Annotated in this window: 15 protein-coding genes and 1 tRNA gene; 4 read left to right on the forward strand and 12 right to left on the reverse strand. The window is 58.6% G+C overall.

What is annotated here, in order from left to right; translation table 11 throughout:
- Positions 1 to 76 precede the first annotated feature (76 nt).
- On the reverse strand, positions 77 to 799 hold the full coding sequence (locus tag ACU688_RS02230; protein ID WP_448183499.1) for a lysophospholipid acyltransferase family protein: 723 nt from the start codon (positions 797 to 799) through the stop codon (positions 77 to 79).
- A 213-nt stretch (positions 800 to 1,012) separates the two neighbouring features.
- Entirely contained in the window at positions 1,013 to 1,705 is a 693-nt protein-coding gene (locus ACU688_RS02235) for a crotonase/enoyl-CoA hydratase family protein (RefSeq protein ID WP_124526680.1), read from the reverse strand.
- 337 nt (positions 1,706 to 2,042) lie between these two features.
- Here ACU688_RS02235 and ACU688_RS02240 point away from each other — a divergent pair.
- A tRNA-Ser gene (locus ACU688_RS02240) sits at positions 2,043 to 2,132 on the forward strand.
- Positions 2,133 to 2,394: 262 nt separating this feature from the next.
- Here the strand turns inward: ACU688_RS02240 and ACU688_RS02245 are convergent.
- The 6 genes from ACU688_RS02245 to ACU688_RS02270 all read right to left on the reverse strand — a co-directional run bounded on the left by ACU688_RS02245 (position 2,395) and on the right by ACU688_RS02270 (position 6,118).
- The gene (locus ACU688_RS02245) at positions 2,395 to 3,354 is read right to left on the reverse strand and encodes a fimbrial protein (RefSeq protein WP_448183500.1); all 960 of its coding nucleotides are present in this window, start codon (positions 3,352 to 3,354) and stop codon (positions 2,395 to 2,397) included.
- Positions 3,355 to 3,466: 112 nt separating this feature from the next.
- A complete protein-coding gene (locus ACU688_RS02250; protein WP_448183501.1) occupies positions 3,467 to 3,844 on the reverse strand; it encodes a c-type cytochrome in 378 nt (125 codons plus the stop codon).
- Positions 3,845 to 3,930: 86 nt separating this feature from the next.
- On the reverse strand, positions 3,931 to 4,284 hold the full coding sequence (locus tag ACU688_RS02255; RefSeq protein ID WP_448183502.1) for a gamma-glutamylcyclotransferase family protein: 354 nt from the start codon (positions 4,282 to 4,284) through the stop codon (positions 3,931 to 3,933).
- Positions 4,285 to 4,301: 17 nt separating this feature from the next.
- A complete protein-coding gene (locus ACU688_RS02260) occupies positions 4,302 to 4,961 on the reverse strand; it encodes a M24 family metallopeptidase (RefSeq protein ID WP_448183503.1) in 660 nt (219 codons plus the stop codon).
- Positions 4,962 to 5,119: 158 nt separating this feature from the next.
- Positions 5,120 to 5,698 carry a DUF4337 domain-containing protein gene (locus ACU688_RS02265; RefSeq protein ID WP_448183504.1) on the reverse strand — a complete coding sequence of 193 codons (579 nt, stop codon included), beginning with the start codon at positions 5,696 to 5,698 and terminating at the stop codon, positions 5,120 to 5,122.
- 54 nt (positions 5,699 to 5,752) lie between these two features.
- Positions 5,753 to 6,118 carry a DUF2784 domain-containing protein gene (locus ACU688_RS02270; protein WP_448184019.1) on the reverse strand — a complete coding sequence of 122 codons (366 nt, stop codon included), beginning with the start codon at positions 6,116 to 6,118 and terminating at the stop codon, positions 5,753 to 5,755.
- Between the two features lie 109 nt (positions 6,119 to 6,227).
- Here ACU688_RS02270 and ACU688_RS02275 point away from each other — a divergent pair, with 109 nt between their 5' ends.
- The gene (locus tag ACU688_RS02275) at positions 6,228 to 6,914 is read left to right on the forward strand and encodes an HAD-IA family hydrolase (RefSeq protein WP_448183505.1); all 687 of its coding nucleotides are present in this window, start codon (positions 6,228 to 6,230) and stop codon (positions 6,912 to 6,914) included.
- 111 nt (positions 6,915 to 7,025) lie between these two features.
- On the opposite strand, the gene ACU688_RS02280 is transcribed toward ACU688_RS02275, so the two are convergent.
- Positions 7,026 to 7,772, reverse strand: a complete 747-nt coding sequence (locus ACU688_RS02280; RefSeq protein WP_448183506.1) for a 3-oxoacyl-ACP reductase family protein — start codon at positions 7,770 to 7,772, stop codon at positions 7,026 to 7,028.
- A 126-nt stretch (positions 7,773 to 7,898) separates the two neighbouring features.
- Between ACU688_RS02280 and ACU688_RS02285 the strand changes: the two genes are divergently transcribed.
- Positions 7,899 to 8,822 (forward strand): LysR family transcriptional regulator, encoded by a 924-nt coding sequence (locus tag ACU688_RS02285; RefSeq protein WP_448183507.1) that lies wholly within the window; start codon positions 7,899 to 7,901, stop codon positions 8,820 to 8,822.
- Positions 8,823 to 8,944: 122 nt separating this feature from the next.
- On the opposite strand, the gene ACU688_RS02290 is transcribed toward ACU688_RS02285, so the two are convergent.
- From ACU688_RS02290 to ACU688_RS02300, 3 genes are all read right to left on the reverse strand, one after another.
- Positions 8,945 to 9,673, reverse strand: coding sequence for an aspartate/glutamate racemase family protein (locus ACU688_RS02290; protein ID WP_448183508.1), 729 nt, complete (start codon positions 9,671 to 9,673; stop codon positions 8,945 to 8,947).
- A gap of 13 nt (positions 9,674 to 9,686) precedes the next feature.
- Positions 9,687 to 11,213 carry an NCS1 family nucleobase:cation symporter-1 gene (locus tag ACU688_RS02295; protein WP_207045921.1) on the reverse strand — a complete coding sequence of 509 codons (1,527 nt, stop codon included), beginning with the start codon at positions 11,211 to 11,213 and terminating at the stop codon, positions 9,687 to 9,689.
- Positions 11,214 to 11,692: 479 nt separating this feature from the next.
- On the reverse strand, positions 11,693 to 12,427 hold the full coding sequence (locus ACU688_RS02300; RefSeq protein ID WP_448183509.1) for a phosphoadenylyl-sulfate reductase: 735 nt from the start codon (positions 12,425 to 12,427) through the stop codon (positions 11,693 to 11,695).
- A 152-nt stretch (positions 12,428 to 12,579) separates the two neighbouring features.
- Between ACU688_RS02300 and thrH the strand changes: the two genes are divergently transcribed.
- Positions 12,580 to 13,197 carry a bifunctional phosphoserine phosphatase/homoserine phosphotransferase ThrH gene (gene thrH / locus ACU688_RS02305; protein ID WP_192297184.1) on the forward strand — a complete coding sequence of 206 codons (618 nt, stop codon included), beginning with the start codon at positions 12,580 to 12,582 and terminating at the stop codon, positions 13,195 to 13,197.
- The last annotated feature ends 82 nt before the right edge of the window (positions 13,198 to 13,279 follow it).

A 13,279-nucleotide genomic window follows, 5' to 3' on the forward strand; every position in this document is an offset into this window, starting at 1 on the left:
CGTTGTTGTCGTGGCGAGCGAGCTTGTTGTGGCGAGCGAGCTTGCTCGCGCTGGGGCGCGAAGCGCCCCCAAAGGCTTAGCCCACCCGCAACTCAAGATCCATCTGCGTAATACAAGCCTCCATCTGCCCCTGACACGCCTGCATCAACCTCGGCACGTCATCCACCGTCATCCCAGCCGTAGGAATCGGCGGCAACGAGCGTATGAGCACATCACCACTGTTCCAGCGATTTAGCCGCATCTGCGTGACGTAATTGCTCACGCACACCTGCACGATGGGCACGCCGGCTGCAATCGCCATATGGAACGCGCCTTTCTTGAACGGCAGCAGCCCTTTGCCCAGGTTGCGCGTGCCTTCCGGGAACACCCAGATCGACGTGTCTTTGTGTTGCAGCGTATCGGTGGTGGTGAGCATCGCCCGGCGCGCCTTGTGCGCGTTGCCCCTGTCGATCAGCACATTGCCCGCCAACCAGAACAACTGGCCGAACAGCGGCACCCATTTCAGGCTTTTCTTGGCTATGCACACGGTGCGATAGGGCACCACGTTGCCGAACACAAACAGGTCATAGTTGGACTGGTGGTTGGCGATGATCACGCAACCGCTGGGCTTGTTGCGCAGCGAGTCCACTTCGGTCTTGACGTTCAGCCCCAGGATCCACATGGCCGGCAGCGCGTACAGGCGTGCGCACAGGCGACTGTTGTCCGGGTTGAACGGCCGGCAGATCCCGACGAGAACGCCCAGCACACCCGCGATCATAAAATGCAGGCCCATCAACAACATACGCAACAGAAAGAGCATCGACACGGCCTATCGAGACAAAAGGTGGCGCAGTGTACGGATGTGCACTGTATTCGGCAATTACCCCTGTAGAGGTAGGAGATAGGCGATGTTTTAGTACATGTTTCAACATGTGCCAGCAGCAGCTGGCTAGAGCGGCTAAAGGTGTTTCGGATTTATTTGTAAGAAAAAGCCCGACTCAAGGTCGGGCTCTGCTGCTGCGGCTGTAGGCGGTCAGCTCAGGTTATGGCCCTGATCCTGGATGATGGCGTCGTCCAACGCCTCCAGCAGCTCTTTGCGCACCTTCAATTTGGTGTGCTTGTGCGCATTCATATTGATCTTCTTCAACTGCCGTGCGGCTTCCAGGGCGGCAGCGTGCAGTTCTTCAGGCGCCACTACCTTATCCAGGAAGCCAGCCTGCAACGCGCCTTGCGGGTCAAACATCTCGGCATTGATCACCGAACGATGAAACGCCGACTTGCGCAGACGATCCCGCGCCAGTTCGATTCCGGCGTGGTGCATGGTCATGCCGATGGCCACTTCATTCAGGCCAATGCTGAACGGGCCCTCGACCCCAATCCGATAATCCGCCGACAACAACAGGAACGCGCCCTTGGCCACCGCATGCCCAGGGCACGCCACAATCACCGGGAACGGGTGCGACAACAGACGGCGCGCCAGCGTCGAGCCCGACGTCACCAAACCGATTGCTTCTTTAGGGCCGGCGGTCATCACCTTCAAATCATAACCACCGGACAAAATCCCCGGCGTGCCGGTGATGATCACCACCGCCCGATCCTTCTCCGCCTGATCCAGCGCTGTATTAAACGCACTGACCACATCGGGAGAAATGGCATTCACCTTGCCGTTGCTCAACGTCAGGGTCGCGATACCGTCTTCGAGGTGGTAAGCAATCAACTCACTCATGACGCGGTTCCTTGTAGGACTTGTTATAGATAGGCTGTTTATAGACGAGCATGCACAGACGTTACCCACCACGCTCGCCTCGGTAAAGCGCCATGACTGACTACCCAGTCAGACTTTTCCCGCCTGCCCCACGCTGGGCAGCCTTGGGGCAGGGCACAACAGCCGAACCAGATGCACGCTGCCGGTGCCTGAGAATGGCAGAAACACCGCCCCTTGCCGGGCGTGAAATGGCATATCCCGCTAAGCGCATGAAAATTCTGAAAAAAACCTTTGCCATCTGAAAGGCTTTCGACTACATTAGCGCGCCTCGACAGACTGAACTAGTTTGACGAGATACGGTGAAGTGTCCGAGTGGCTTAAGGAGCACGCCTGGAAAGTGTGTATACAAGAAATTGTATCGAGAGTTCGAATCTCTCCTTCACCGCCACATTAAGTAAACACAAACCCCCGGTTTTCCTAGAGGAAACCGGGGGTTTGTGGTTTCTGGCGTCTGAAAAATGGCCGTATGGGACAGATCTGGGACTGGGGCTCTATTTGGCTGCGCAAAAAGAGCCTGCCGGATGAGTGGCTGACCTTGGCCAGCGATGCGCTTGGGGCGGCAGTGGAGGGGGGGCTAAATGGATTTCGGAGGTTGCGAGTTCACGATGTTTGAATGGCCGTTTCTGGGGTAAATGAGACGACCTTCCTCGTTATAGGTAGTTCACGATAAAGGTAACTTCCGAATTGGCACTGCCGGCTTGAAGGGTGCTGTCCGCGAGGCGAATATAAGCGGCGTTTAAAGGGATTTTGAAGTCGGTACCCGTGGTATTGAACCCGCTGAACGTATAAGGGGTGTTTAGCACAATGGGTTGGCCTGCATCGTTCTGCAGCTGCAAGCCGATGCCTTTGGCGGTTGATGCGCCGCTCAGTGCGACAATGCCTTTTTGCGCGTCGATCACCGGAGTATTGGCCTGGAGTTGGTAAGTGACTTTTTGTATTCCGCGTTGGCAGTTGTTCAACGACAGGTCGAATTTTATCGGCCGAGGTGCGTCGCCGGTGTTATCGAACTCAAACAATTGATAGTCGTCACCCATCGCCACAAATACCGAGGGCGTTTGGCAGGATGCAGAGTTCACAGTCACGGGATTGATCAGGTTGAAATTGATTAATTGTACTTGGTTGGCTTTAAAAATGCCGAGTGAGGTCGCAGGGACCGGACTTTGCGATAAGAGGTCGCCAGACTTGATGATTTCCAGGGTGTAGGTTGAGGCGGGGTAGAACCAGGTGATGTTGCCGTATTCAACTTTTGGTGCGTTTGTATAATAGGTGTCAAAAAGTATTCTGAAAGAGAGCCCTGGCACCCCTAAAGGAAAGACCGATCCGCTGGTCACACTACCCAAAGCAGGATTGACGTTAAACCCAATCATTCCATCGGTGCATCTAAAGTCAAACTTTGGAAATTGTGCGGAAGTTTCCTTGTAAAGAACCGTTCCGTTAGGTACATCCTGAGGGGTCGTAATTCCCTGCGCTAGATTTTTCCCGAAATTAACGGTAAGGGGGTTGCCACCGGTCATGCCGCAACTAGATGCCGCACTCGCCGCCCCGGCTGAGCAGGCCCGGCTGAGCAGGCCAGCAATACTGTGGCAGCACTGGCCAATAAACTTTTCCAAAACATCATGTTGATACCGATAGAGTTATCTGAAGAATGAAGCACTCTATTCAGCATCAAAGCCTACGAATATCAGACGTTCCCTAATTTATTACTGTGCCTTTTCAGCCTGCTCATCGGGCTTTTGTGATCGCCCCGCTCATGTATTCATTCAAGTCGCGCAGGTCCTGGATGGTCCACGTATGCGGCGCGAGCTTTACCCCATTCTCCCGCAAGGTGCGTGGAATCAAGTCGCCATTGGGGCGAAGTATGATCGAAGACACGATGACGCCCGGATAGTCACCCAACCGTTTCTTGAAGGCGGGTGTGGTCAGGTTGGGCGTAGGCGGGGTGCTTTTATTGGCCAGTGGTCCTGTGGCTTTGAGGTCGGCCCCGTGACACATGGCGCATCGCTGCGAAAAGAGATTCTTACCGTTGATGTTCTCCGCGAGGGAGAGTGGCGCGTGTATCAGCGATAAAAATCCCAACGCAGCGATGAGTGACATCCTCATTGATAGATGGCCCTTTTCATAAAGAAGGTTTGGGTCGAAAGCGTGCTTGGCTGGGGGCCGGCGAGTGGTCAGGCCCCCATGAGTCATTATGCCTGCACGTACACCCAAGCCGTCAGCCCTGACGCCAGGGCTACCGACACCCGCTTGTAGTCCGACACTTCATACGCATCCGCCGCGGCCAGTTCTTTCTCGGTGATCTGAAAGACCATGCCCTCCACGCTGTCGCCGTTTTCGGTAGTGGGCGCCACGATCGGGTGATGGGTTTTACCGCTGGTGGCCAGCACTTCGGGATCGGTGATCTCTACCCAGCTTTTTGTGTAGCCGAGCATTGCATCGTGCTGGCCCGCCAGTTCGCGGCCGAAGTTGGCCAGTTGTACGGCTTTGTCCTGCAATGTGCCGTAGGAAAAAAGCAGCACGGGAGTCTCGGTGGAGCGTTCCATTTGGGTTCCTTAAAGGGTCAGGCAAGCAGGTCTTCGTAGAAAGCGCCGTAGGGTTTGCTGGGGTGGGCGATCTGGATTTCGAGGATCCACAATCCCGCATTCGGGTAGTGCTCGAAGTCGCCGAGGTCGCCGCCACGGTGGATGGCGTGGGGGAAGTCGCTGACGCGGTGGCCCTTGATGTCGAGGTTCAGTTGCCAACCCATGGCCTGGGCTTGTTCTTCGGCGTAGCGGTAGAGTTCGAGGCCGACGACCTGGTCGTTTTTCCAGCGCGCTTGGACGCGGTCGAACAGCGCTTTGGCGGCGCTGGCGCAGGCGATCATTTCTGCATCGTTGCCGGTGGTGAATGTGGCGCCGGCGTCACCTTCGTGGCCTTGCCATACGGCGCCCATGTCGATGAAGAAGATATCGTCTTCGCCCAGTACCGGGTCGCCTTCGGAGCGCTGGTTGAAGGCTTTCAAAGTGTTGGCGCCGAAGCGCACCAGCAGCGGGTGCCAGATGCGTTGCATGTCGAGGTCGGCGAGGACGTGTTTGCCCAGTTCGCGGGCTTGGGATTCAAGCATGCCCGGGCGGATGCGTTGGGCGAGTTGTTCGATGGCTTGCCAGGTCATGGCTTGGGCGTAGCGCATGGATTCTATGTTGTAGGCGGCGCCCACGGCTTCCTTGGGTTGTGCGGTCACCAGCGGTTCCTCGGCTTGTGTAGGTTTTTTCGTTATGCTTTTTACTATATAGCGATGGGGTGGTGTAGTGACAGTGCAAAATGTGCTGGCTGAGCCACCGTCATCGCAGGCAAGCCAGCTCCCACACAAGCCAGCTCCCACATTGGGACTGCGGTGTGTCAGATATGTAGCCACGCCAGGCTGCCCAATACCACCGCCACACCCGCCGCCGCATACGACATGCGCTTCAACCACTCCTTCCTCGTCAGCAACGTAATCGCCGCCAGCGAAATCGCGATCTGAATCGCGGTCATCGCCTGGGCCCAGCGGTGGTGCTGATGCAGCGCCTGTTCCGACTTTTCATCCCATTCCTTCGAGGTGGCCTCAAGCTTCTCGGCCTGCTTGCGCACGTCTTCTTTCTGGCTCTTGTAGCGCTCGATCTCGTCCTGGTAATGCGCCGCGTCCACGCCGGGAATGTGGGTGGCCAGTTCCGCCAGGTTCTGCCGGCTGGATTTGGCCTGGTAGTAGTTCCATTGGTTGGCGGCTTCGGTCTTGATGATGGCGGCGTTGTTCTTGTCCATCGCCGCTTCGCTTTCGGTGGAGCCGGCCTGGTAGCTGAGCATGGCGCCGAGGGTGGCCATCAGTGCGGTCATCACCGCAATGCGGCTGGCGAAATTGTCCCCGCGGCCGTGGGCATGTTCGGTGGTGTGTTCGATGTGTTTTTCGTGGGGGCTGGGGACTTCGAAGGCTTCGGACATGGCGGTGGCTACGAACGGATTGAGGGAGCCTGATTCTTCACCAGCCGAGCTGTCTCAAGCCTGTACGTAACGCCGGATCAGCCAGCCGTACACCGCGACGTTGATCGCCACCACCACCGCGCCCAGCACCAGTTGGATATCCGGCGTCAGCCCGGCGGGATAGATCAGCGCGAGGATGTAGTGCTCGATAAACCCAGCGCCATAGCCGTCCTGCCCGGCGAGGTGGCGCAGAAGGTTTTCCCAGCGGGTCAGCGGGCAGGGCAGGTGCAGCACCTCGACGGCGATTCCCCACGCTACAGCGGGCAGGTGCAGCCACAGCACCGGGCGCCATTTGAGGGCGAGCAGCCCGCCAAACAACACGAACAGGATAAAGCTGAGGTGGAACAGCACCAGGCTGTCGGCGGCAAGGCGGTAGAGCATCATGGTCACTTCAAAAGGAGAGGCGCACAGTCTAAAGGGTTGCCTGCCGGCAAGCGTGGCCGTTATTGTGCTGAATCCTTTTAGTCCTTCCCCCCAAGGATCTGTTTTGATGAACGCACCGCGTACCGCCGGCCCGATCAAGGCCGTGATTTTCGATATGGACGGTTTGTTGCTGGATACAGAAGGCATCTACACCGAAGTCACACAGATCATCGCTGAACGTTACGGTCGTACCTACGACTGGGGGATCAAGCAGCACATCATCGGCCGTGGCGCGCAGGACTTGGCCGAGTATGTGGTCAAGGCGCTGGATCTGCCGATCACACCGGCCGAGTTCCTGGTGATTCGCGAACCGTTGATGAGCGAGCGCTTTCCCCAGGCCCTGGGCATGCCCGGCGCCGAAGCGCTGGTGCGGCACTTGAAGGCGCACAACATTCCGATTGCCGTTGGCACCAGTTCTTCGCGCAATTCGTTTGGCCACAAGACCACCTTGCACCGCGAATGGTTTGGCTTGTTCGACACCATCGTCACCGCCGATGACCCGGAAGTCGGCGCCGCCAAGCCGGCGCCCGACATCTTCCTCACCGCCGCCCGCCGCCTCGGCGTTGCGCCCGAGGATTGCCTGGTGTTCGAGGATTCGCCGTTCGGTGTGACCGCTGCAAAGGCCGCCAATATGACCGCCATCGCCGTGCCGGACGAGGCCATGGCCGACAGCAAGTACCAGCATGCCGACCAGATCATCCGCAAACTTGCGGAGTTTGACCTGGCGGCTTACGGCCTGCCGCCCCTGCGCTGAATAAACGCGGTCAAAAAAATGTGGGAGCTGGCTTGCCTGCGATAGCGATCTTGAAGACGCCATCGCAGGCAAGCCAGCTCCCACAGTTGGTTTTGCAGTGTTCCTGAAGTCTTAAGCGCTGAAGCCACCATCGATGGTCAGGCTGGCACCGGTGATGTAGCCGGCCTCTGGACCTGCCAGGTAGGCAACGAAACTGGCAATCTCTTCAACATGCCCATACCGCCCAACCGCCATCAACCCCATCAAGCTTTCGGCAAAGTCACTGTTCGCCGGGTTCATATCCGTGTCCACCGGCCCTGGCTGCACATTGTTGATCGTGATGCCGCGCGGCCCCAGGTCCCGTGCCAAGCCCTTGGTCAGGCCCACCAGCGCTGCCTTGCTCATCGCATACGGCCCACCGCCACCAAAGGGCATGCGCTCGGCGTTGGTGCTGCCGATATTGATCACCCGGCCGCCATCACCCATGTGCTTGGCCGCTTCCTGAGTCGCGATAAACACGCTGCGCACATTGATCGCCAGGGTCTGGTCAAAATCTTCCAGCTTGAAGTCTTCCAGCGGTGCGATGGCCAGTACGCCGGCGTTGTTCACCAGGATGTCCAGGCGCCCAAAGGCTTCGACGGTGGCGCTGACTGCGTTGCGGATCGCCTCGGCATTGGCGCTGTCGGCGTGGATCGCAAGGGCTTTGCCGCCGGCGCTGATCACGCTGTTTTGCAATTCTTCAGCCTTGGCGGCCGAGCTGACGTAGGTAAAGGCAACCGCTGCACCCTGTGCGGCCAGGCGCTTGACGATGGCCGCGCCGATGCCGCGGGAACCGCCTTGAATCAAGGCGACTTTGCCGCTGAGGTTTTGTGTGGTCATGTCGATCTCCTAGCTGTTCAAGGCGGAATGCCTTGTTGTTGGAGCCGAGTATCGACCTCACCCGTCCCGCCCGATAGACCGTGATTGCTATAGTCTGTGTAAACCAAAAGTTTAGAGTGAGGCGATATGGAAAGCTTTGGCAGTATCGAATGCTTTGTGCGCAGCGCCGAAGGTGGCAGTTTTGCCGAGGCCGCGCGGCACCTGAGCCTCACCCCGGCGGCGGTCGGCAAGAGTGTTGCCAAGCTGGAAGCGCGCCTCGGTGTGCGCCTGTTTCAGCGCAGTACCCGACGTCTCACCCTTACCGAAGCCGGCAAACTGTTTCTTGAGGAAGTCAGTGGCAGCCTCACCACCATCCAGAACGCCGTGGCCAACTTGGCCAGCGCCGAAGGGCGACCGGTGGGCACGCTCAAGGTCAGCATGGGCACGGTGTTTGGCAATCGCTACGTAGTGCCGTTGCTGGGGGCGTTCATGCAGCGCTTCCCGGATATCAGCCCGGATTGGCATTTCGATAACCGCCAGGTGGACCTGATCGGCCAAGGTTTTGATGCGGCGATCGGCGGCGGTTTTGAGCTGCCCCAGGGCGTGGTGGCGCGCAAGTTGACGCCGGCCCATCGGGTGTTGGTGGCCGCGCCGGATTACCTGGCGCAACGTCCGCCGGTCAACGCACCAGAAGACCTGGCGCGCTGCAGCGGCATCCTGATCCGCTCCCCGCAAACCGGGCGCGTGCGTTCGTGGCAACTGACCAGCATCGAGCGAGAACACCGCCCGCTGGTGCTCAAGCCGAGCATGACCATGAGCGACTCCGAAGCCGCCTGCTGCGCCAGCGCCCAAGGCCTGGGCATTGCGCTGGTGAGCATGCCGATGGCCGTGCCGTTCCTGGACAGTGGCGCGGTGGTGCGGGTGTTGCCGGACTGGTATGTGGATGACGGCAACATTTCCATCTACTACGCCGAGCACAAGTTGTTGCCCGGCAAGACTCGGGCGTTTGTGGATTTCATCATTGAGCAGTTTGCCGAGCAGCAGTGGGGGCGGCGGTTTAGTGCGGTTTAATGAGTCTGGTAGATCGAGTCGCCGGCATCGCAGGCAAGCCAGCTCCCACAGTTGATCGCATTCCAACGTTGAAATGCGTTCCCCTGTGGGAGCTGGCTTGCCTGCGATGGCCGCACCTCGGTCTACCGCCCGAACCGACCCGGCCAGCCAATGACTTTCTTCGGCCGTGGTGTCGCATACGTCCTGACCTTGGAAGTAGAAAGCCCCAGCCGCACCAACGCTTCCGCAATGGTCACCGCCGCCGTCACTCCATCCACCACCGGCACGCCGGTGCGCTGGCGAATCTGCTCATCCAGCCCGGCCATGCCGCCGCAGCCCAGGCAGATCACCTCGGCCTTGTCTTCGCTGATCGCCAGTTCTGCCTGGCGCACGATGGCTTCCATCGCGGCCAGCGGGTTTTCTTCCAGCTCCAGCACCGCCATGCCGCTGGCTCGCACCGAGGCGCAACGCTGGTACAACCCGGCGAGTTTCAGGCGGTCTTCGATCAGTGGCACCGTGCGGTCGAGGGTGGTCACCACCGAATAGGCGTGGCCCAGAAACATCGCGGTGCTGGCGGCCGCTTCGGTGATGTCCACCACCGGCACGTTCAGCAACTCCTGCAACCCTTCGCGGCCGTGCTCGCCGTAGCCGGCCTGGATCACCGCGTCGAAGGGTTGATCGTAGGCCATCACCCGGTCCATCACTGCGATGGCGGCCAGGTAGCTTTCAAAATTGCCCTCCACCGATTCCGCGCCGAAGTAGGGCGTGAGCCCGACAATTTCGGTGCCCGGCGCGGCCAGGGCGCGGGCCTGCTGGGCGATGGTTTCGGTGATGGATTCGGTGGTGTTGACGTTGACCACGAGGATGCGCATGGAATGTCCCTGATTAATGGCTGACGTTATCGACGGCAATGCTTTCGCCGCTGACATCGGCGTAGAACGGCTGGCGCTTGGCGATCAGCAGGTACAGCAGCCCTGCAATACCGGCGCCAAACATCCAGGAAAACGGTGACACGCTGGCGAAACCGGGCAACAGGGCCAGGAGAATGGCGATCACGGCTGCGGGAATAAACGCCGCCACTGCGCGCAAGTTGACGCCACGGCTGTAGTAATAAACGCCGTTCGGGTCTTCGCTATACAGTTGCAGCACGTCGACCTGGCTTTTCCGGATCAGCCAGTAATCGACCATGATGATCCCGTACAGCGGCCCCAGCAGCGCGCCCAGGCCAGAGAGGAAATACACGATCACCAGCGGGCTGTTGTAGAGGTTCCACGGCAGGATCAGCACCGCGACCGTGGCGCTGATCAGCCCTGCGCGACGGAAGTTCAGGTACTTGGGCGCCAGGTTGCTCAGCACAAACGCTGGCGCGACGAAGTTGGCCATGATGTTCACCGCCACGGTGACGATCAGGAACGCCAGGCAGCCGAGCACCAGGAAGAAGGTATTGGGGATCGCGGCGATGATTTCGGTCGGGCTTTCGATCACTCGGCCATTGAGCTGGAATTGCCCGCCGCACAGCAGCACGGTGATCGCGGCAAATACCAGGATATTCACCGGCAGGCCCCAGAAGTTGCCGACCTGGATGGTCTTGCGGCACGGCGAAGAGCGGGCGAAATCACAGAAGTTGAGGATCAGCGTGCCGTAGATCGCCAGCCACAGCGCGCCACCGGCAAAGATATTGCGCCACATCTCGCCACCGCTCAGCGGTTCGCGGATCGACCAGGCGATGTTGCCGCCCGTCTGGAAGTACATCCAGCCGGCCAATGCCGCCACCGTCAGCAAAATCACCGGCCCGGCGAAACCTTCGTAGCGGCGCACCATCTCCATGCCGTAGGCCAGGATCACCAGTTGCACCAGCCAGATCGCCACGAAGCACGCCCAGCCGAGGGACGACAGGCCGAGGATCGAGTCGTGGTCATAGTCGGCAAAACCTGGATGAATCGCCGTCAGCAAGACGCGGAAAACCACCGACGCCAGGTAGGTCTGAATACCAAACCAGGCAATCGCAATCACCGCGCGGATCAAGGCCGGAATCTGCGCGCCATGAATGCCGAAACTGATCCGACTGATCACCGGAAACGGCACACCGGTCTTTTGGCCCATATACCCCGACAAGTTCATGAAGAAGTACACCAGTGCGGCACCGATGCCTAAGGACAGCAAAATCTGCCAACCGCCCAAGCCCAAGGCATATAAACCAATGGCGAACGAATAATTGGCGATGTTGTGCACGTCATTGGTCCACAGTGCGAAGATGCTATAGCGCCCCCACCGTCGGCCTTCGACCTTGGTGGGGGCCAGGTCCTTGTTGTGCAGGCGCGGGCTCAGCACCAACGGGCCGGGGCCCTCGGCCGCTGGGTTCAGGGAGGAGGGCAGATCCAGTGCGATGTTATTCGAGAGACTTGTACGCATTCCGGCAGGCTCCAGCACATCTGCGAGAGATCCGCGGATGGCAAAGTGTATGTAGGTTTTGTATTTATTGTATACAAAGCACTTTTCACCTTAAGCCACATGCGTGCCAGTTTTTGCTCTATGAAAACTTTGGTTAATTTCGTTTTTATAGGTTGGTTAAATAACTGACTGAATTAGAAGAGATATAAATTGACCGATTGAACAGGTATTTATTTTTCGGCAGGAAGAGGGGGATTCACAAGCGGGAAAGATAGGCGGGAAGAGGTGTTACGTATTGGTGCGGATAAAGGAAAATTGCACACATAAATGGCACCGATGGTTACATTTGTGTGTACACCTTAAGTAACCAATACGAAAACAAATGTGGGAGCGGGCTTGCCCGCGATTGCGGTGTTTCAGTTGATACATTCATCACTGATACACCGCTATCGCAGGCAAGCCAGCTCCCACACAAGCTCGCTCCCACATTTTTTACTGCATCAAGCCTTGCTGATGATGTTCCCCGCATGCAGCCCACATTCCTTCTGCGTCGCCTCTTCCCACCACCAGCGACCTTCGCGCTCGTGCTGGTTCGGCAACACCGGACGGGTGCACGGTTCGCAGCCGATGCTGATAAAACCGCGCTCATGCAGGCTGTTGTAGGGCAGTTCCAGCATGCGGATGTAGCCCCAGATTTCCTCGCTGGTCATCTGTGCCAGCGGGTTGAACTTGTACAGGGTGCGTTCCGGTGTGGAGAAGGCTGCGTCGATCTCCAGCGCCGCCACCTGGCTGCGGGTGCCGGGGCTCTGGTCGCGACGCTGGCCGGTGGCCCAGGCACTGACGCCGGAGAGTTTGCGGCGCAGCGGCTCGATCTTGCGCACGCCGCAGCATTCGCCGTGGCCGTCCTTGTAGAAGCTGAACAGGCCCTTTTCCTTGACGAAGGGTTCCAGCTTGGTCTGGTCCGGCGAGATCAGCTCGATGTCGATCTTGTAGAACTCACGCACCTGCTCGATGAACCGGTAGGTCTCCGGGTGCAGGCGGCCGGTGTCGAGGCTGAACACCTTGACGTTCTTGTTCAGCTTCCAGGCCATGTCCACCAGCACCACGTCTTCGGCACCGCTGAAGGAAATCCACAGGTCATCGCCGAACTGGCTGAACGCCAGCTTGAGAATGTCCTGGGCGGACTTGTTGGCATAAGTCGCGGCGAGTTCAGCGACGTCGAAGGCTTGGGTCATCAGCACGGTTCCTACAAGGTCAGTGGCGCTAAGCGCTCTATAGGTGGGCGATGGTATCAAAATCCGCTCTGCGTTGCGGCGGCGAGCATGAATCGCTAGAGTTCGGCAGTCCTTTTGCTCGCTCAACTAACAACATCTAATGGGAGTGTCTTGTGGAAATTGCCTGTCTCGACCTGGAAGGGGTGCTGGTCCCGGAAATCTGGATCGCCTTCGCTGAAAAAACCGGTATTGAATCCCTGCGGGCCACCACCCGCGACATTCCCGACTACGACGTGCTGATGAAGCAACGCCTGCGCATCCTCGATGAGCACGGGCTCAAGCTGGCCGACATCCAGGAAGTGATCGCCACCCTCAAGCCGCTGGACGGTGCCATCGAGTTCGTCAACTGGCTGCGCGAGCGCTTCCAGGTGGTGATCCTGTCGGACACCTTCTACGAATTCTCCCAGCCGCTGATGCGCCAATTGGGCTTCCCGACCCTCCTATGTCACCGCCTCATCACCGATGAAACCGACCGCGTGGTGAGTTACCAGCTGCGCCAGAAAGATCCCAAGCGCCAGTCGGTATTGGCCTTCAAAAGCCTGTACTACCGCGTGATCGCTGCCGGCGATTCCTACAATGACACCACCATGCTGGGCGAGGCTGATCGTGGGATTCTGTTCCATGCGCCGGAGAATGTGATCCGTGAGTTCCCGCAATTCCCGGCGGTGCATACGTTTGAGGATTTGAAGCTGGAATTTATCAAGGCGTCGAATCGGTCGTTGAGTCTGTAAGGCGTTCAGCGCGGCTGATGGCACTATCGCAGGCAAGCCAGCTCCCACACTTGACCGGGTTCCAACATGAGAATGCAGTCAA

The sequence above is a fragment of the Pseudomonas acericola (SeqCode) genome (assembly GCF_053456465.1).